This window comes from Rhizobium sp. BK376, assembly GCF_004341625.1.
In the GTDB taxonomy this organism is placed as follows: domain Bacteria; phylum Pseudomonadota; class Alphaproteobacteria; order Rhizobiales; family Rhizobiaceae; genus Rhizobium.
In genome coordinates this window covers 64,889-83,882 of the sequence record NZ_SLZG01000018.1, presented here as the reverse complement: position 1 = coordinate 83,882, position 18,994 = coordinate 64,889, and the positions used below count along the sequence as shown (strand labels likewise).

The following is an 18,994-nucleotide window of genomic DNA, read 5'->3' as shown; positions in this document are numbered from 1 at the left end:
AGATATAACCTTCTGAAAATAAAATCAAAATTGGCGAGAGACCCCATGAACACCCCGACCAAGGCCACACTCCCTACCCCGGCCCCTCGCAGTTCCCGCCCGGAAATTCTTGCGGAAGAAATCATTGAACGCCTGACATACCGTATCGGCAAGGATGCCAAGGTCGCAAAGCCCCATGACTGGCTGACCGCCACGATCCTCGTCATTCGTGACCGCATCATCGACAAGTGGATGGATTCGACGCGCAAGACCTATGCGACAGGTGCAAAGCGCGTTTACTACCTATCCCTCGAATTCCTCATCGGGCGCCTGATGCGCGACGCCGTTTCCAACCTCGGCCTGATGGAAGAGATCAGTGGCGCGCTCACTTCGCTCGGCGTCGATATCAACGTGATTGCCGGGCTGGAGCCGGACGCGGCACTCGGCAACGGTGGCCTTGGCCGTCTCGCCGCCTGTTTCATGGAGTCGATGGCGACGGTCGACGTGCCTGCCTACGGCTACGGCATCCGCTACGTCCATGGCCTCTTCCGCCAGCAGATGGCTGACGGCTGGCAGGTCGAGCTGCCGGAAACCTGGCTCGCCCATGGCAACCCTTGGGAATTCGAGCGCCGCGAAAGCGCCTATGAAATCGGCTTCGGCGGCTCCGTCGAGTTCGTCACCGGCCATGACGATCAGCCGCGCTACGTCTGGAAGCCGGCTGAGCGCGTTATCGCGGCCGCCTTCGACACGCCCGTAGTCGGCTGGCGCGGCAATCGCGTCAATACGCTGCGTCTCTGGTCGGCACAGCCAATCGACCCGATCCTGCTTGCCGCCTTCAACGCTGGCGATCACATCGGCGCGCTGCGCGAAAGCAACAAGGCAGAAAGCCTGACCCGCGTTCTCTATCCGGCCGATGCGACCCCTGCCGGCCAGGAACTGCGCCTGCGCCAGGAGTTCTTCTTCTCCTCCGCTTCGCTGCAGGACATCCTCCGCCGTCATCTGCAGCAGTATGACGACCTGACCTCGCTGCCCGACAAGGTCGCGATCCAGCTCAACGATACCCATCCGGCAATCTCGGTCATCGAGCTGATGCGTCTGCTCTGCGACGTTCACGGCATCGAGTTCGATGCCGCATGGGACCTGACCCGCCGCACCTTCTCCTACACCAACCACACGCTTCTGCCGGAAGCGCTCGAAAGCTGGCCCGTCCCGCTGCTGGAGCGCATGCTGCCGCGCCATGTGCAGATCATCTACGCGATCAACGCCAAGGTCCTGGTCGAGGCGCGCAAGGAGCGCAACTTCAACGACACCGAGGTCCGCTCGATCTCCCTGATCGACGAAGGTGGCGATCGCCGGGTGCGCATGGGCAACCTCGCCTTCGTCGGCTCGCACTCGATCAACGGCGTCTCCGCCCTGCACACCGACCTGATGAAGGTCACGGTCTTTGCCGACCTGCACCGCCTCTATCCCGATCGTATCAACAACAAGACGAACGGGATTACGCCGCGCCGCTGGCTGATGCAGTGCAACCCCGGCCTGACCGGCCTGATCCGCGAGACGATCGGCGACGATTTCCTCGATGATGCGGAAAAGCTGAAACCGCTCGACGCCTTTGCCCGCGACAGCGCCTTCCAGCAGAAGTTCGCGGCCGTCAAGCGCGACAACAAGGTGCGGCTCTCCAACCTCGTCGCACAGCGCATGGGCATCAAGCTCGATCCCAACGCGATGTTCGACATCCAGATCAAGCGTATCCACGAATACAAGCGCCAGCTTCTCAACATCATCGAGACTGTCGCGCTCTACGATCAGATCCGCTCGCGGCCCGAGCTGGACTGGCAGCCGCGCGTAAAGCTGTTCGCCGGCAAGGCGGCACCGAGCTACCACAACGCCAAGCTGATCATCAAACTGATCAACGACGTTGCCCGCGTGATCAACAACGACCCGTCGGTACGCGGCCTGCTGAAGGTGGTCTTCGTTCCGAACTACAATGTCTCGCTTGCCGAGGTTATGGTTCCGGCCGCCGATCTCTCCGAGCAGATTTCGACTGCCGGCATGGAAGCGTCAGGCACCGGCAACATGAAGTTTGCGCTGAACGGCGCGCTGACGATCGGCACGCTCGACGGCGCCAATGTCGAGATGCGTGACAATGTCGGCGCTGACAATATCGTCATCTTCGGCATGACGGCAGATGAAGTCGCGAAGGCCCGCAGCGACGGCCATGATCCTCGCAAGGTCATCGAGCAATCCCGCGAGCTTGCCCAGGCACTCGCCGCCATCAGCTCCGGCGTGTTCTCGCCCGACGACCGCAACCGCTTTACCGGCCTGATCGAGGGTATCTATGCCCACGACTGGTTCATGGTTGCGGCCGATTTCGATGCCTATGCGGCAGCTCAGCGCGACGTCGATGCGCTTTGGGCCAAGCCGTCGGAATGGTATTCGAAGACGATCTGCAACACGGCCCGCATGGGCTGGTTCTCTTCCGACCGTACGATCCGGCAATATGCCGATGAAATCTGGAGAGCGGGATGAAAAAGCAGAAGCCCGCCGGCGAAACAGACGTTTCCGAGAACATTTCGACAGAAGAGATCGCAAGCGTTCTCGCCGGCAGGCATTCCGATCCTTTTTCCATACTCGGCGTGCATCCCGCAAATGGCGGTTACATCGCGCGCTGCTTCATTCCCGGAGCGGAAGCGGTAACCGCCATGGCGCTGGACGGCTCGCCCCTCGGCGAGCTGGAGAGCCTTGATCCGGAAGGGTTCTTCGCTGGCAAGGTCTCCCTGTCGAAGCTTCAGCCGGTGCGCTACCGCGCCCGGCGTGGCGACGCGGAATGGGCGGTGACCGATCCCTACAGCTTCGGCCCGGTCCTTGGGCCCATGGACGACTATTACGCCCGGCAGGGATCGCATCTGCGGCTGTTCGACAAGATGGGCGCCCATCCCTTGAAGCACGAAGGCGTTCAGGGTTTCCATTTTGCGGTCTGGGCGCCGAACGCGCAGCGCGTTTCCGTCGTTGGCGACTTCAACAATTGGGACGGCCGGCGCCACGCCATGCGCTTCCGCTCCGATTCCGGCATATGGGAAATCTTCGCGCCGGATGTTCCGGCAGGCGTCACCTACAAGTTCGAGATCAGGGGCAAGGACGGCGTCGTGCTTCCCCTGAAGGCCGATCCCTTCGCCCGGCGCAGCGAATTGCGGCCGAAGAATGCTTCGGTTACGACCGGGGAATTGACGCAGGTATGGGAAGACGAGGCTCACCGCAAGCACTGGTCGCAGGTCGACCAGCGTCGTCAGCCGATTTCGATCTACGAAGTCCACGCCGCCTCCTGGCAGCGCCACGACGACGGCTCGATGCTGTCATGGGACGAGCTGGCTGCGCGGCTCATCCCCTACTGCACTGATATGGGCTTCACCCATATCGAGTTCATGCCGATCACGGAACATCCATACGATCCCTCTTGGGGTTACCAGACGACCGGTCTCTATGCACCGACGGCACGCTTTGGCGAACCTGAGGGCTTTGCCCGCTTCGTCAACGGCTGCCACAAGGTCGGCATCGGCGTCATCCTCGACTGGGTGCCGGCGCATTTCCCGACCGACGAGCATGGGCTCCGTTGGTTCGACGGCACGGCGCTCTACGAGCATGCCGATCCGCGCAAAGGCTTCCATCCGGACTGGAACACCGCGATCTACAATTTCGGCCGCACGGAAGTTGTGTCCTACCTGATGAACAATGCCCTCTACTGGGCGGAAAAGTTCCATCTCGACGGTCTGCGCGTCGATGCTGTGGCCTCGATGCTCTACCTCGACTATTCGCGCAAGCACGGCGAATGGATCCCGAACGAATATGGCGGCAACGAAAACCTCGAGGCCGTCCGCTTCCTGCAGGAAGTCAACACCCGCTTCTATGGCAACAACACGGGCGTCATGACCATTGCCGAAGAATCCACGTCCTGGCCGAAAGTTTCCGCACCGGTCCACGAAGGTGGGTTGGGCTTCGGCTTCAAGTGGAACATGGGCTTCATGCACGACACGCTGAGCTATCTCGCCCGTGAGCCCGTCTATCGCAAGTACCACCACAACGAGCTGACCTTCGGCCTGATCTACGCTTTCTCGGAAAATTTCGTCCTGCCGCTCTCCCATGACGAGGTCGTGCACGGCAAGGGATCGTTGATCGCCAAGATGTCCGGCGACGACTGGCAAAAGTTTGCGAACCTGCGCGCCTACTACGCCTATATGTGGGGCTATCCCGGCAAGAAGCTGCTCTTCATGGGCCAGGAATTTGCCCAGTGGAGCGAGTGGAACGAGGCAAGTTCGCTGGACTGGAACCTGCTGCAATACCGCATGCACGAAGGCATGCGCCGCCTCGTGCGCGACCTGAACTTCACTTACCGCAGCAAGCCTGCCATGCACGCCAGGGATTGCGAAGGCGACGGCTTCGAGTGGCTTGTCGTCGATGACGATCAGAACTCGGTTTTCGCATGGCTGCGCAAGGCGCCGGGCGAGAAGCCGGTGGCCGTCATCACCAATTTTACGCCCGTCTATCGGGAGAACTATGCTCTGCGCCTGCCGGCCGCCGGCCGCTGGCGCGAGATCTTGAATACCGATGCCGACATCTATGGCGGCAGCGGCAAAGGCAACGGCGGACGTGTGCAGGCCGTCAGCGCAGGCGGAGATATAATGGCGAACATAACGCTGCCGCCCCTGGCGACTATCATGCTGGAGCCGGAATTCTAAGACCAATCAGGGGAGGATGAAATGGTAGAAAAACGTATCCAACCGCTCGCCCGCGATGCGATGGCCTATGTTCTTGCCGGCGGTCGTGGCAGCCGCTTGAAGGAACTCACAGACAAGCGCGCCAAGCCCGCCGTCTACTTCGGTGGCAAGGCCCGCATCATCGACTTCGCCCTCTCCAACGCCCTCAACTCGGGCATCCGCCGCATCGGTGTCGCGACGCAGTACAAGGCGCATTCGCTGATCCGCCACATGCAGCGCGGCTGGAACTTCTTCCGCCCGGAACGAAACGAGAGCTTCGACATCCTGCCCGCCTCCCAGCGCGTCTCCGAGACGCAATGGTATGAAGGCACCGCGGATGCGGTCTATCAGAACATCGACATCATCGAGCCCTATGGTCCCGAATACATGGTCATCCTCGCCGGCGACCACGTCTACAAGATGGACTACGAGTGGATGCTGCAGCAGCACGTCGATTCCGGCGCCGACGTCACCATCGGCTGCCTGGAAGTGCCGCGCATGGAAGCGGTAGGCTTCGGTGTCGTCCACGTCGATGAAAACGACCGAATCATCGATTTCGTCGAAAAGCCCGCCGACCCGCCGGCCATCCCCGGAAAGCCGGATAGCGCATTTGCCTCGATGGGCATCTACGTCTTCCACACCAAGTTCCTCATCGAGGAACTGCGTCGTGATGCAGCCGACCCGAATTCCAGCCGCGACTTCGGCAAGGACATCATTCCTTACATCGTCAAGAACGGCAAAGCCGTCGCCCACCGCTTCGCGCAATCCTGCGTCCGCTCGGATTTCGAACGCGAGCCCTACTGGCGCGACGTCGGCACGGTCGATGCCTACTGGCAGGCCAATATCGACCTGACGGCGATCGTTCCGGAACTCGACATCTACGACAAGTCCTGGCCGATCTGGACCTATGCCGAAATCAACCCGCCGGCCAAGTTCGTCCATGACGACGAAGACCGCCGCGGCTCGGCGATCTCCTCGCTTGTGGCCGGCGATTGCATCATTTCGGGCGCCAGCCTCTACAACAGCCTGCTGTTTACCGGCGTGCGCGCTAACTCCTACTCGAAGCTGGAGGGAGCGGTCATCCTGCCGAGCGTCAAGATCGGCCGGCGCGCCCAGCTCAAGAATGTGGTGATCGATCACGGCGTGACCATTCCCGAAGGGCTGATCGTCGGGGAAGATCCCGATCTCGACGCCAAGCGCTTCCGCCGCACCGAAAACGGCATATGCCTGATTACGCAGACGATGATAGACAAGCTCGATATTTGAAGAAGAAACGAACTGGATATTCTTAAATGAAAGTTCTTTCGGTTTCGTCCGAAGTCTTCCCTTTGATCAAGACAGGGGGCCTGGCCGATGTGGTCGGCGCCCTGCCAGTTGCGCTAAACCCCCACGGCGTCGAGACGAAGACGCTGGTTCCGGGCTATCCCGCTGTCATGAACGCGATCCGGCATCCGGTCCCGCGGCTCACCTTCGACGATCTTCTCGGCGAGGAAGCGACGGTTCTCGAAGTCGAACATGATGGTGCTTCTATCCTCGTGCTCGATTCCCCTGCTTATTACAGCCGCAGGGGCGGTCCCTATGTCGACCCGGCTGGCAAGGATTACCCGGACAACTGGCGCCGCTTTGCAGCGCTGTCGCTCGCCGGTTCGGAAATCGCCGCGGGCCGCATGCCGGGCTGGCGCCCCGATCTCGTCCACGCCCATGACTGGCAGTCCGCCTTGGTGCCGGTCTACATGCGCTACTATCCGACGCCGGAACTGCCGAGCGTTCTGACCATCCACAATATTGCGTTCCAGGGCCAGTTCGGGTCCGATATTTTCCCTGGCCTCAGGCTGCCGGCGCACGCCTTCTCGATGGAAGGCGTCGAATATTACGGCGATGTCGGTTTCCTCAAGGGCGGGCTACAGACCGCTCACGCCATCACGACAGTCAGCCCCTCCTATGCCGAAGAAATTTTGACGCCCGAATTCGGCATGGGCCTCGAAGGGGTGATCGCCAGCCGTATCAACAGTCTTCACGGCATAGTGAACGGCATCGACGCGGACATCTGGAATCCCGAAACCGACGCCATGATCGCCCGCAACTTCGGTCTGGCGACGCTGAAGAACCGTGATGAAAACCGCAAGGCTATCGCCGAGCATTTCAGCCTCGATGAGGATGATGGGCCGATCTTCTGTGTCGTCAGCCGCCTGACCTGGCAGAAGGGCATGGACCTGGTGGCCGACACGGTGGACGAAATCGTTTCTCTGGGCGGCAAGCTCGCCATTCTCGGCGCCGGCGATGCGGCCCTCGAAGGTGCGCTTCTGGCCGCCGCCGGCAGCCATCGCGGCCGGGTTGGCGTTGCGGTCGGCTATAACGAGCCGATGTCGCATCTGATGCAAGCCGGTTGCGACGCGATCATCATCCCGTCGCGCTTCGAGCCCTGCGGATTGACCCAGCTCTACGGCCTGCGTTACGGCTGCATTCCGATCGTCGCGCGCACCGGCGGCCTGAACGACACCATCATCAACGCCAACCATGCGGCACTCTCGGCGAAAGTGGCAACCGGCCTCCAGTTTTCTCCTGTCACCTCCGACGGACTTTTGCAGGCAATACGACGCGCCATCCACCTTTTCCACGACCGAAAACTCTGGACGCAGATGCAAAAGCAGGGCATGAAATCCGACGTGTCCTGGGGAAAGAGCGCGGAGCGCTACGCTGCCCTTTATTCCAGCCTCGTCTCGAAAGGCATGTAATCCGATGATCAAAACGGTTCCGACCAAACCCTACCAGGACCAGAAACCGGGCACGTCCGGGCTTCGCAAGAAGGTCCCGGTCTTCCAGCAGCCCAATTATGCTGAAAACTTCATCCAGTCGATCTTCGATTCGGTTGACGGATACCAGGGCAAGTGCCTGGTCATCGGTGGCGACGGACGCTACTACAACAGAGAAGTCATCCAGAAGGCCATCAAGATGGCCGCCGCCAACGGCTTCGGCAAGGTGATGGTCGGCAAGGGCGGTATCCTTTCGACGCCCGCAGCCTCGAACGTCATCCGCAAGTACAAGGCCTTCGGCGGCATCATCCTTTCGGCCAGCCACAATCCTGGCGGCCCGACGGAAGATTTCGGCATCAAGTACAATATCGGTAACGGCGGCCCCGCTCCGGAAAAGATCACCGACGCGATCTTCGAGCGCTCCAAGACAATCGATAGCTACAAGATCGCCGATTTCCCGGACATCAATCTCGATCGCATCGCCCGCGAAGACATCGGCGGCATGATCGTGTCGGTTATCGACCCGGTCGAGGACTATGCCGCTCTCATGGAAGAACTGTTCGATTTCGGCGCGATCCGCAATCTGATCAGCCTCGGCTTCCGCCTCGCCTTCGACGCGATGAGCGCCGTCACCGGACCTTACGCCAAGGAAATCTTCGAAAAGCGCCTCGGCGCCCCTGACGGCTCCGTTCGCAATTTCCTGCCGCTGCCCGATTTCGGCGGCCATCACCCGGATCCCAATCTGGTCTACTGCAAGGACCTCTATGACGAGATGATGAGCGGCGACGATGCGCCCGATTTCGGCGCCGCATCCGACGGCGACGGCGACCGCAACCTCATCATCGGCAAGGGCATCTACGTCACCCCGTCGGACAGCCTGGCGATCCTTGCCGCCAACGCCAACCTGGCGCCCGGCTATTCGCACGGCATTGCCGGTATCGCCCGCTCCATGCCGACATCAGGCGCAGCCGACCGCGTCGCCGAAAAGCGCGGCATCGGCATGTATGAAACGCCGACCGGCTGGAAGTTCTTCGGCAACCTGCTCGACGCCGGCATGGCGACGATCTGTGGCGAGGAAAGTTCCGGCACCGGCTCGAACCACGTTCGCGAAAAGGACGGTCTCTGGGCCGTGCTGCTCTGGCTGAACATCCTTGCCGTGCGCGGCGAAAGCGTGATCGATATCGTCACCCAGCATTGGGCGACCTATGGCCGCAACTACTATTCCCGCCACGACTATGAAGGCGTCGACACCGATGCCGCCAATGGCCTGATCCAGGCGCTGCGCGACAAGCTCGCCACCCTGCCCGGCAGCAAGTTCGGCGACCTCACCGTTTCCGCCGCCGACGATTTTGCCTACCACGACCCGGTCGACAAATCCGTCAGCCAGCATCAGGGCATCCGTATCCTCTTCGAAGGCGGCTCCCGCGTCGTCTTCCGTCTGTCGGGCACCGGCACGACGGGCGCCACGCTGCGCGTCTATATCGAGCGCTACGAACCCGATCCGACCCGCCATAACATCGAGACCCAGGAAGCGCTGGCCGACCTCATCGCTGCCGCCCAGGATATCGCCGATATCAAGGGCCGCACCGGTCGCCCCGCCCCGACGGTTATTACGTGATCGATTACCCCTTCTCCCCTCGGGGAGAAGGCGCCCCGAAGGGTTCGGACGAGGGGGCCGCGCGCTTCTATCTATCCTTCGCTTGCCGCTCAGGATACGCATTGCTTCGCTCTCCGTCCCCCATCTGCCCTGCCGGGCATCTTCTCCCCGCTGGGGAGAAGCGACAAGACGATACCGCCCTGCCCCTCTCAGCCGCCGGTGATCAATGCAACAGGAATCCTTGAACCCCTCCCTTGGCGCAAGGCTTCTTGCCAATGGCACCGAGTTCTCCGTCTTTTCCAAACACGCCGAGAAAATTGAGCTTTGCCTCTTCGACGCCGAAGGCCAGGCGGAGACCAAGCGCCTGCCGATGCCCCGCGAAGGCGACATCCATCGGCTTTTCGTCAAGGGCGCCAAGGAAGGCACCCGCTACGGCTTTCGCGCCTACGGCACCTATGACCCCGACCAGGGCCTGTGGTTCGACCCCTCGAAACTCCTCGTCGATCCCTACGCCGTCACCCTCGACCGGCCCTTCCGCCACGATATCAGGCTGACGCAATTCGGCGCGGAAACGCAGGATCTCGTGCCGCGGGCAATCGTCACCGCTCCCCTGCCACCGGTCGCCAAGCGACCGACCGTCAAGCCGGGCGGCCTTGTCTACGAAGTCGCCGTCAAGCCCTTTACGATCCTGCGGCAGGACATTCCGGAAGCGCAGCGCGGCACTGTGTCGGCCCTCGCCCACCCATCCATCATCGCGCATCTGAAGCGTATCGGCGTCGACGTGGTCGAGCTGATGCCGATCCCGGCCTGGATCGACGAACGACACCTGCCGCCGCTCGGTCTCAGCAATGGCTGGGGCTACAATCCCGTCGCCTTCATGGCGCTCGACCCGCGCATCGTCCCCGGCGGCATCAGGGAACTGCGCGAAACGGTCGCCGCACTGCATGCCGAAGGCATCGCTGTCATCCTCGATCTCGTCTTCAACCACACCGGCGAAAGTGACCGCCAGGGCGCGACGCTGTCGCTGCGGGGCCTCGACAACCTCTCGGCCTATCGCCACGTTCCCGGCCAGCCCGGCACGCTTGTCAATGACACCGGCACCGGCAACACCGTCGATTGCGACGATCCCTATATCCGCCGGCTGATCATCGACAGTCTGCGCCATTTCGTGCTCCAGGCCGGCGTCGACGGCTTCCGCTTTGATCTGGCGCCCATCATCGGCCGCACCGACCGCGGCTTCGAGGCCGAGGGCGAGACGCTGCGGGCCATGCTGGCCGACGACGTGCTCGGCGACCGGCTGCTGATCGCCGAGCCCTGGGACATCGGCCCGGGCGGCTATCAGCTCGGCAACTTCCCGGCTCCCTTCCTCGAATGGAACGATCGCGCCCGCGACGACATGCGCCTCTACTGGCGCGGCGATGATTGGAAGACCGGCAGCCTCGCCACCATCCTCGCCGGCTCATCCAACATCTTCGGCCGCGATGGCCGCACGCATACCCGCAGCGTCAATTTCCTCGCCGCCCATGATGGCTTCACGCTGATGGACCTCGTTTCGAACACGAACAAGCACAACGAGGCGAACGGCGAGAACAATCGCGACGGCCACAACGAAAACTATTCCTGGAACAACGGCGTCGAGGGCGCGACCGACGATCCCGAGGTCGTCGCCGCCCGCCGGCGCGATGTCGCCGCCCTTCTGGCGACGCTCTTCGCTTCGCGCGGCACGGTCATGCTGACGGCGGGCGACGAAGGCGGCCGCAGCCAGCATGGCAACAACAACGCCTATTGCCAGGACAATGAAATCACCTGGATGGATTGGTCTAAGCTCGATGAGGAACTGATCGCGCAGACCGCCTTCCTGTCCGCGCTGCGCAGGCGTTTTGCAGTCTTCGCGGAGACGGCATTCTTCACCGGCAACGGCGATATCCTCTGGCTGTCCACGGATGGTGAGGCGATGACCGTCTCGCAATGGGAAACGCCCTCGCTACCGGCCTTCGGCATGGTTCTCCAGACGCTCGACAACGAGACCGGCAAAAAAGTCCGACTTGCCGTGTTGATCAACCGAGCCCGCGCCGAGCAGGTCTTTGCCATTCACCGGCAGCAGGATAGCCGATGGAAATTGTTGACGGCGGAGGGTGAAACCGAAGTCGACGGCGGGCACGCTATCCCCCCACGTTCCGTCCATTTCCTCCTGGGCACTTGATTCATCCTATTGTCTTTTCAAATAGGTATCGCTTACACCTGATGCGCGCAGAAGGCGCCAATGCCTGATGGCGAAGGGAATTCCATGCCAAGCGAGATATCACTCTCGGACGTCAGAACCATCGTGGGAACGGAGGTCGGCGTCTCCGACTGGATCATGGTCGATCAAACGATGATCAACGCTTTCGCGGATGCGACCGACGACCACCAGTTCATCCATGTCGATCCTGAACGTGCCAAGGAAACCGTCTTCGGCGGCACCATCGCACACGGCTTTCTGACTCTCTCGCTGTTGTCGGCAATGAACTTCAACTGCGTTCCGAAAATTCGCGAGCAGACGATGGGCGTGAACTACGGCTTCGACAAGATCCGTTTCATGTCGCCGGTCAAGGCGGGAACGCGCGTGCGCGGCGGCTTCAAGCTGGCCGAGGCAAGGCTACGCGGCGCCGGAATGATGATGCTGACCTATGAAGTCACGGTCGAAATCGAAAACGAGCGCAAACCAGCCCTGACCGCAACGTGGATCACGATCACCCAGTTCGACCCGAAGGACAGGCCCGAAGATTTTTGAGATTTGGAAGAAGCAATTCCATCAAAACTGCGCAGGGTTTTGCGCCAGGAATTGCGTCACGCCAAAGAAATAGGATATTTCCGCGATCCAGAGAAAAGCGGAAATGCCGGAGTGGGCAGACCGGTCACTTGTGGGGCGACCGGTCAGTGCAATCAGGCCGCCTGGCCCAGGAAAGCAGACGTCGGAACCTGCAAGGCGTGTGCGACACGCTTCAGCTTGGCAGGATCGGCATCGTGGCCTTCTTCGATTTCGGTGATTTCCGAATTTGCGAGACCCGTAGTAACCGCGAGATCTTCAATGCTGTAGCCAGCAGTTTCGCGGGCAGCCTTAACTTTGGTTCCGACCTCGGCAACAGCAACTGCGCCTTCAACGGAGGAATCGAAATCATTGAGTGAAATGGACATAAACGTCTCCTTCTCTGCATGACGTCCGGCATTAATATGCCGGTAACTTTTTATTGCTGCATTGCAATAATAACAAGCGGAAAGAATTTGTGATTGGCAGCGCGTTTCGACAAGTGCTGCGCCTTTCGATCACAATATCGTCAACTCACCCAACGACACGTGGGAATCACTGTGGTTACGATCGATCGTCGCGCACGATAGAGGGACACGCGGATTTGGCAAGGGAGATACGGTGCATTGATTGTATTCCTTGATTTCGAAGCCTCGTCCCTGAGCAAGAAAAGCGTTCCGGTCGAGGTCGCCTCGGTTTTTGAGGACGGCAGCTCCCGTTCTTTCCTGATCAAGCCCGCACCCGACTGGACGGACTGGTCGCCCGACGCCGAAAAAATTCACCGCATTTCCCGAGAACTCCTTCTGGCCGAGGGCGCGCCCGTCGAAGAGGTTGCCAAGGAGATGATCGGTGTCCTTTCCGGACACGCGCTTTATGCCAGCGCCCCTTCCTGGGATGGAAAGTGGCTGAGCGTCTTGTTGCGTTCCGCGGGGTTTCCAAGGCACGCCCTCAGGCTCGCCAAGTCCGACGAGGCGTTTCTGGCGGCAGCGCGCGAGGCTATGGGAGAAACCGTCTCCGAAGCCGAGATATCAGCGTTTGTCGAGACGATCAAAAGACAGACCGAGCCGTCACCGCCCGCGCATCGCGCATTACCCGACGCCATGCTCGAACTCCAGCGCTGGCAGATTATCCGGACGCAGGCAGCCGCAGCCAAACGGTCATCCTGATGCCGTATGGTGGCGTCCGTATTGCTCGAACCATCGCGACAAACACAACCATCGCATGAATCATTCAAGTTTAGCTCGCAAAAGCAATCTATTTCAACTTTTTCGAGTTTGCTTTGGCCGAATACACGCTTAAACGATTACCTATTCGAATTTTTTTCTATTCGAATGACAAAAAATGGCAGGAATCAGCGTTAAGGGTATGTATCCGGGATGCAAGGCGCGTCTCGGACGAACACCACAAAGAGGAAATTATGAAAAAGCTATTTATCGTTACTCTCACTTCAATAGCTGCCTTGACCGCAGTTGTTTCCACAGCCGACGCGGCCCAGGGATGCGGCGCCGGATTTCACCGCGGCCCCTACGGCCACTGCCGTCCGAACGCTCCCGGTCCGGTCGTCGTCGTGCCCGGCGGCCCGCGTGTCGGCGTTTATTATCATGGACGTGGCTACTGGGATGGCAATCGCTACTGGATGCACCGCGAGCGGTGGCACGGCGGCTGGCGTTATCGCTGAGACGCAGCTTCGCTGGGCCGGTCAATCGACCGGCCCAGTCGCTAAATTGGCATAAGCTTCTAGCTCAGGAAATTAGAGCGCGGCATCCCCGGCGGCCTCGGCCAGCAGGCCGAAGGCATAAGGGGCAAAGGACCGCCAGCATTCGACGCGGAAGGTCTCGGTATCGATACGCAGGATCACCACTTCCACCTTGCCGAACAACGTGCGCGAACATGCGCCGACCGGGAAGACATCGAGGCTGAGGTCCTGCGGGCATCCGGCCGAAAGCGTCGCCTCGGCGCCCGGACCGGAGACGAACACGGCCGTATTGCGATGGGAAACGTCGGTCGCCGCATGCAACGCGGAAGAAGCAGCCGCGAGCGCTACCAGATCCTCCCCGCTTTCATCGATGACCAGCCATTCGTCCGGGCCGAGCCAGAGCGCCGAGCGGCTTCCGGCATGGCCTGATGTCTTCGGCTTCGTCGGCAGATCCAGCCGCAGGGCGGATGAGAGTGCCGAAACGGAATCGGCGGGCGCCCTCAGCGAAATCCGGCTGGCAGGTGCCGCCGGCGTCAGGTGAACCGAGGAGGAACCGCCCTGGCGGCCGGCAAGCGGCGGTCTGCGGGTTGCAAGCTCAGCCATTGATCCGGCCCCCTTCCTTGTCAAAGAACACCATGTCCGCCACCTCGACGGAGATGGTCTTGTCAGGCATCGGCACATAGAGCGTCTTGCCCATGCGCTCCCTTCCGCCGGCGACCAGCGCAAAGGCGATAGAACGGCCGAGATTTTCCGACCAGTAGGCTGAGGTGACGTGGCCAAGCATGGTCATCGGCTTCGGCTCGTTGGGATCGGCAACGATCTGCGCTCCTTCTTCCAGCACCACTTTCGGATCCTTGGTCATGAGGCCGACGAGCTGCTTGCGGCCATCCTTGACGAGATCCGGCCGCTTCAGGCCGCGAATGCCGACGAAATCGGTCTTCTTCTTCGAGACCGCCCAGGAAAGCCCGGCATCGTCGGGCGTGACCGTTCCGTCCGTATCCTGGCCGACGATGATATAGCCCTTCTCGGCACGCAGGATGTGCATCGTCTCCGTGCCGTAGGCGCAGGCGCCCAGCGGCTCGGCCCGCGCCCAGACGGCCTCCCATACGGCCTGGCCGTAATCGGCCGGCACGTTGATTTCGTAGCCGACTTCGCCGGTGAAGGAGACGCGGAAGAGCCGGGTCGGCACGCCGCAGATCTTGCCTTCCGCAACGCTCATATGCGGGAAGGCCTCATTCGAAAGATCGATGCCCTCGACCAGCGGCTCGACGATCTCGCGTGCCTTCGGACCCTGCACGGCGATGACCGCCCACTGCTCGGTCGTAGACGTCAGCCAGACCTTCAGATGCGGGAATTCGGTCTGCAGATAGTCTTCCATGTGATTGAGCACGCGCGGCGCGCCACCGGTCGTCGTCGTGACATGGAAGCGATCCTCGGCCAGGCGACCAACGACGCCGTCGTCATAGACGAAGCCGTCTTCGCGCAGCATGATGCCATAGCGGCAGCGGCCGGGCTTCAGCGTATCCCAAGCATTGGTATAGATCAGGTTCAGGAATTCGGCGGCATCCGGCCCGACGACCTCGATCTTGCCGAGCGTCGAGGCATCGAAGACACCGGCGATATCGCGCACCGTCTTGCACTCGCGGTTTACCGCATGATGCATGGTCTCACCGGCCCTCGGATAGAACCAGGCGCGCTTCCAGTTGCCGACATCCTCAAAGATCGCGCCATGCGCCTCTTCCCACGGGTGGATCGCCGTCTTGCGGGCCGGATCGAAATGATCGCCGCGCGAATGCGAGATCAGCGTGCCGTAGGTAACGGGCGTATAGGGTGCGCGGAAAGTCGTGAGACCAACCTGCGGGATATCGCGGCCGAGCATTTCGGCGGCGATCGCCAAGCCATGCATGTTCGAGAGCTTGCCCTGATCGGATGCCATGCCGTTGGTGGTGAAGCGCTTGATATGCTCGATCGAGTGCATGCCTTCGCGCACCGCAAGGCGGATATCCTTGGCGCAGACATCATGCTGGAAGTCGACGAAAGCCTTGGCGCTTGTCTCCGGCCCGGCCCCTTCGGCAGCGCCGATCATGCCGCCGGTCCATTCGAAGGCGGTTTCGGCGTTGAGGCCGATCTTGCCGTCGCCGGCAGCTCCCGTCGCCCGCGCCATCAGTTCGCCGGCAGCCAGCGATTCCTCGATTGCAGCCTGCAGCCCATCCGTGCCGTTGCAGGCGCCGACGGAAAGGCAGTCCTGCACATAGGTGCCCGGCAGGAAGCGCTGCTTGTCTGCCTCGAACTTGAGCTTGCCGCGCGACTGCGAGAACAGATGCACCGACGGCGTCCAGCCGGCGGAGACCAGCAGCGCATCGACGGCGATCTTGCGCGACGAGCTGCTGCCGTTTCGGGCAACCGTCATCGACGAGATGCGCAGATTGCCCGAGGTGTTGATGACGGAATAGCCCGACAATACCTCGATGCCGAGTGCGCGGGCCTGCGTGACGACGGCTTCGCCCGGACGCGGGCGGCAATCGATGATGGCGGCAATCGAAACGCCTGATTTCTTGAGGTCGAAAGCGGCCTCATAGGCGGAATCATGCGCAGTATAGACGCCGACCTTGGCGCCGACGGCGACGCCGTAGTGATTGAGATAGGTGCGCGCGGCCGAAGCCAGCATGATGCCCGGACGATCGTTGTTCGGGAAAACCATGTGGCGCTCGATCGCGCCGGTCGCCAGGATGACGCGCTTGGCGCGGACCTGCCAGAGGCGCTCGCGCGGCAGATCCTTGGACGGCCGGGCGATATGGTCCGTGACCCGTTCGGCAAGGCCGATGAAATTGTGGTTGTAGTAGCCGAAGGCAGTGGTGCGGGTCAGCACCTTGACGTTTGGCATCGCCTGCAGCTTGGCAACAGTCGCCTGCGCCCAGTCGTAACCGTCCGTCCCGTCGACCTTTACCGAGATGTCGAAACGCAGCGCGCCGCCGGCTTCCGCCTGCTCGTCGCAGAGGATGACCTTGGCGCCAGCTTCGGCCGCGGCAAGGGCAGCCGACAGGCCGGAAATGCCGGCACCGACGACGAGCACGTCGCAATGGGCATAGCGGCTGGCATAGTGATCCGGATCTTCCTCGGTCGGCGCGACGCCGAGACCGGCAGCCCGGCGAATGAAGGGCTCGTAGAGCGACTTCCAGGCGCTCTTCGGCCACATGAAGGTCTTGTAGTAGAAGCCTGCCGCGAAGAAGGGCGACAGCAGATTGTTGACGCTCCCGACATCGAAGGCGAGCGACGGCCAGCGGTTCTGCGAACTCGCCACCATGCCGTCGAACACTTCTTGCACGCTGGCGCGCACGTTCGGCTGGCGTCGGGCGGTGTCGCGCGAGATGTCGAGCAGCGCATTCGGCTCCTCAGGCCCGGCGGAAAGAATGCCGCGCGGGCGATGATACTTGAAGGAGCGTCCGAGCAGGTGCACGCCGTTGGCAAGCAGCGCTGACGCGACCGTGTCGCCTTCCAGCGCGTGATAGGTCTTGTTGTCGAAGGTGAAACGCGCGGTGCGGGCGGGCGTCAGGCGGCCCTTGCCGGCGATGCGATTGGCGCCGCTCATCGTGCGTCTCCTTCCGTCGCTTCATAGGTTTCGACGGTGGCGCTCGTGGCCGGGGCCGGATGCAGATCCGGCTTCGGCTCCCCTGCCTTGTAGGTCATCAGGAACTTGTCGCTGACGGTATCGCGGGCCGCATTGAAGAAGCGGCCGCAGCCATGAATATGGCGCCAGCGCTCGAAGATGAGGCCCTTCGGATTGTCGCGCAGGAAGAAATATTCCTCGAATTCCTCGTCCGAAATCGCAGCAATATTCGCCGGCCGCACGATATGCGCATCGCCGGCATTGCGGAATTCGAGCTCCGAGCGCTCTTCCTGACAGTAGGGGCAGTGGATCAGAAGCATTGATAACCTCGTGTCAGTGCGCGACGGCGGCAGCAGCGGCTTCGTCGATGAGCCGTCCGGAACGGAAGCGATCGAGCGTCAGCCCGGCGTTGAACTTGTGCGGCTCGTCTCGCGCGATCAGATGCGCGAAGAGATTGGCCGAGCCGGGCGTCGCCTTGAAGCCGCCCGTTCCCCAGCCGCAATTGACGTAGAGACCCGGAACCGGCGTCTTCGACTGGATCGCCGAACGATCCGGCGTGTTGTCGACGATGCCGCCCCAGGAGCGCATCATCTTGACGCGGCGGAACATCGGGAAGAGCTCGCAAATGGCGTCGAGCGTATGCGTGATGATCTGCAGGCCGCCGGTCTGGCTGTAGGAATTGTACTGGTCGGTGCCGGCGCCGATGACAAGCTCGCCCTTGTCGGACTGCGAGATATAGGCATGCACCGTGTTCGACATGACGACGCAGGGGAAGATCGGCTTCAGCGGCTCAGACACCAGCGCCTGCAGCGGGCTCGACTGCAGCGGCACGCGAACGTCGGCCATCTTCATGACCGTCGTCGTGTGGCCGGCGGCCGATACGCCGATCTTCTTGGCACCGATGAAGCCGCGGGACGTTTCGACGCCCATGACACGCCCGTCGGGACCGCGGCGGATGCCGGTCACTTCGCAATTCTGGATGATGTGAACACCGCGATCGGATGCAGCGCGAGCATAACCCCAGGCGACCGCGTCATGGCGGGCCGTACCGCCGCGCCGCTGCAGGGCAGCGCCGTTGATCGGATAGCGGGCGGTGCTGGAAATATCGAGCGGCGGGCAGAAGGCCTTTGCCTGCTCGGGCGTCAGCCATTCATTGTCGATGCCGTAGAGCCGGTTGGCATGGATATGCCGCTTGAACGACTGCCGGTCATGGATGTTGTGCGAGAGCATCATCACGCCGCGTGGCGAATACATGACGTTGTAGTTGAGATCCTGCGACAGGTTCTCCCACAGCTTCATGGAATGCTCGTAGATATGCATGCTCTCTTCGTAGAGATAGTTCGAGCGGATGATCGTCGTGTTGCGGCCGGTATTGCCGCCGCCGAGCCAGCCCTTCTCGATGACGGCGACATTGGTGATGCCGTGCTCCTTGGCAAGGTAATAGGCCGCACCAAGGCCATGGCCGCCGGCGCCGACGATGATAACGTCGTATTCCTTGCGCGGCTCGGGCGAGGTCCACTGCGCCTCCCAACCCTTGTGAGCCCGCAACGCCTCGCGTGCCACGGCAAAAACCGAATATTTCCGCATTCGCCCTCAACTCCTTCAGGCAGAGCCCTTCCGATGGGCCATACAAATCGCAAATCGAAAACCGACACAACGGTTCTTTTGCGACGCAATCGGACTCGGCTTTCGACACGGGCAAAAGAATGTCGTCGTGGCTAATAACTTGCCGCGGGCCGAATGCCTTCCTCATCAGAAAAACCGGCCGCAGAGACGACCCTACCCCACCCGGGACTTTTGTCTGATGGCACAAAACTGCGGCT

Annotated in this window: 14 protein-coding genes; 9 read left to right on the top strand and 5 right to left on the bottom strand. The window is 61.5% G+C overall.

Annotation, left to right across the window (positions count from 1 at the left end; all coding sequences use genetic code 11):
* Positions 1-45: 45 nt before the first annotated feature.
* The 7 genes from EV561_RS28285 to EV561_RS28255 all read left to right on the top strand — a co-directional run bounded on the left by EV561_RS28285 (position 46) and on the right by EV561_RS28255 (position 11,853).
* Entirely contained in the window at positions 46-2,508 is a 2,463-nt protein-coding gene (locus EV561_RS28285) for a glycogen/starch/alpha-glucan phosphorylase (protein ID WP_132526749.1), read from the top strand.
* Positions 2,505-4,712, top strand: coding sequence for a 1,4-alpha-glucan branching protein GlgB (glgB, locus tag EV561_RS28280; protein WP_132526747.1), 2,208 nt, complete (start codon positions 2,505-2,507; stop codon positions 4,710-4,712). The genes EV561_RS28285 and glgB overlap by 4 nt, the downstream gene beginning before the upstream one ends.
* Before the next feature lie 21 nt (positions 4,713-4,733).
* On the top strand, positions 4,734-5,996 hold the full coding sequence (gene glgC / locus EV561_RS28275) for a glucose-1-phosphate adenylyltransferase (RefSeq protein WP_132526745.1): 1,263 nt from the start codon (positions 4,734-4,736) through the stop codon (positions 5,994-5,996).
* A 26-nt stretch (positions 5,997-6,022) separates the two neighbouring features.
* Positions 6,023-7,465: a glycogen synthase GlgA gene (glgA, locus tag EV561_RS28270; protein ID WP_132526743.1), complete on the top strand. Its 1,443-nt coding sequence runs from the start codon at positions 6,023-6,025 to the stop codon at positions 7,463-7,465.
* 4 nt (positions 7,466-7,469) lie between these two features.
* Positions 7,470-9,101, top strand: coding sequence for an alpha-D-glucose phosphate-specific phosphoglucomutase (locus EV561_RS28265; RefSeq protein WP_132526741.1), 1,632 nt, complete (start codon positions 7,470-7,472; stop codon positions 9,099-9,101).
* Between the two features lie 220 nt (positions 9,102-9,321).
* Positions 9,322-11,283, top strand: a complete 1,962-nt coding sequence (glgX, locus tag EV561_RS28260) for a glycogen debranching protein GlgX (protein WP_245512997.1) — start codon at positions 9,322-9,324, stop codon at positions 11,281-11,283.
* Between the two features lie 84 nt (positions 11,284-11,367).
* Positions 11,368-11,853, top strand: a complete 486-nt coding sequence (locus tag EV561_RS28255; RefSeq protein WP_132526790.1) for a MaoC family dehydratase — start codon at positions 11,368-11,370, stop codon at positions 11,851-11,853.
* Positions 11,854-12,005: 152 nt separating this feature from the next.
* On the opposite strand, the gene EV561_RS28250 is transcribed toward EV561_RS28255, so the two are convergent.
* Positions 12,006-12,257 (bottom strand): helix-turn-helix transcriptional regulator, encoded by a 252-nt coding sequence (locus EV561_RS28250; RefSeq protein ID WP_132526737.1) that lies wholly within the window; start codon positions 12,255-12,257, stop codon positions 12,006-12,008.
* 237 nt (positions 12,258-12,494) lie between these two features.
* On the opposite strand from EV561_RS28250, the gene EV561_RS28245 reads away from it, so the two are divergent.
* Positions 12,495-13,034 carry a transcriptional regulator gene (locus EV561_RS28245; RefSeq protein ID WP_132526735.1) on the top strand — a complete coding sequence of 180 codons (540 nt, stop codon included), beginning with the start codon at positions 12,495-12,497 and terminating at the stop codon, positions 13,032-13,034.
* A gap of 251 nt (positions 13,035-13,285) precedes the next feature.
* Entirely contained in the window at positions 13,286-13,546 is a 261-nt protein-coding gene (locus EV561_RS28240; RefSeq protein ID WP_132526733.1) for a hypothetical protein, read from the top strand.
* A gap of 72 nt (positions 13,547-13,618) precedes the next feature.
* Here the strand turns inward: EV561_RS28240 and EV561_RS28235 are convergent, their stop codons facing one another.
* Genes EV561_RS28235 through EV561_RS28220 form a run of 4 tightly spaced genes read right to left on the bottom strand, consistent with a single transcriptional unit; the run spans position 13,619 to position 18,758 of the window.
* A complete protein-coding gene (locus EV561_RS28235) occupies positions 13,619-14,167 on the bottom strand; it encodes a sarcosine oxidase subunit gamma (protein ID WP_132526731.1) in 549 nt (182 codons plus the stop codon).
* The gene (locus tag EV561_RS28230) at positions 14,160-17,153 is read right to left on the bottom strand and encodes a sarcosine oxidase subunit alpha (RefSeq protein ID WP_132526729.1); all 2,994 of its coding nucleotides are present in this window, start codon (positions 17,151-17,153) and stop codon (positions 14,160-14,162) included. The genes EV561_RS28235 and EV561_RS28230 overlap by 8 nt, the downstream gene beginning before the upstream one ends.
* Positions 17,150-17,491, bottom strand: a complete 342-nt coding sequence (locus EV561_RS28225; RefSeq protein ID WP_132526727.1) for a sarcosine oxidase subunit delta — start codon at positions 17,489-17,491, stop codon at positions 17,150-17,152. Before EV561_RS28225 ends, EV561_RS28230 begins: the two co-directional genes overlap by 4 nt.
* A gap of 13 nt (positions 17,492-17,504) precedes the next feature.
* Entirely contained in the window at positions 17,505-18,758 is a 1,254-nt protein-coding gene (locus tag EV561_RS28220) for a sarcosine oxidase subunit beta family protein (RefSeq protein WP_132526725.1), read from the bottom strand.
* Positions 18,759-18,994: the final 236 nt, after the last annotated feature.

What these genes read in the sequence shown, in the direction of transcription:
- EV561_RS28220 (WP_132526725.1), bottom strand. Translation starts at nt 18,758, where the DNA reads ATGCGGAAATATTCGGTTTTTGCCGTGGCACGCGAGGCGTTGCGGGCT.
- glgC (WP_132526745.1), top strand. Translation starts at nt 4,734, where the DNA reads ATGGTAGAAAAACGTATCCAACCGCTCGCCCGCGATGCGATGGCCTAT.
- EV561_RS28235 (WP_132526731.1), bottom strand. Translation starts at nt 14,167, where the DNA reads ATGGCTGAGCTTGCAACCCGCAGACCGCCGCTTGCCGGCCGCCAGGGC.
- EV561_RS28285 (WP_132526749.1), top strand. Translation starts at nt 46, where the DNA reads ATGAACACCCCGACCAAGGCCACACTCCCTACCCCGGCCCCTCGCAGT.
- EV561_RS28225 (WP_132526727.1), bottom strand. Translation starts at nt 17,491, where the DNA reads ATGCTTCTGATCCACTGCCCCTACTGTCAGGAAGAGCGCTCGGAGCTC.
- EV561_RS28230 (WP_132526729.1), bottom strand. Translation starts at nt 17,153, where the DNA reads ATGAGCGGCGCCAATCGCATCGCCGGCAAGGGCCGCCTGACGCCCGCC.
- glgA (WP_132526743.1), top strand. Translation starts at nt 6,023, where the DNA reads ATGAAAGTTCTTTCGGTTTCGTCCGAAGTCTTCCCTTTGATCAAGACA.
- EV561_RS28255 (WP_132526790.1), top strand. Translation starts at nt 11,368, where the DNA reads ATGCCAAGCGAGATATCACTCTCGGACGTCAGAACCATCGTGGGAACG.
- EV561_RS28265 (WP_132526741.1), top strand. Translation starts at nt 7,470, where the DNA reads ATGATCAAAACGGTTCCGACCAAACCCTACCAGGACCAGAAACCGGGC.
- glgB (WP_132526747.1), top strand. Translation starts at nt 2,505, where the DNA reads ATGAAAAAGCAGAAGCCCGCCGGCGAAACAGACGTTTCCGAGAACATT.
- EV561_RS28250 (WP_132526737.1), bottom strand. Translation starts at nt 12,257, where the DNA reads ATGTCCATTTCACTCAATGATTTCGATTCCTCCGTTGAAGGCGCAGTT.
- EV561_RS28240 (WP_132526733.1), top strand. Translation starts at nt 13,286, where the DNA reads ATGAAAAAGCTATTTATCGTTACTCTCACTTCAATAGCTGCCTTGACC.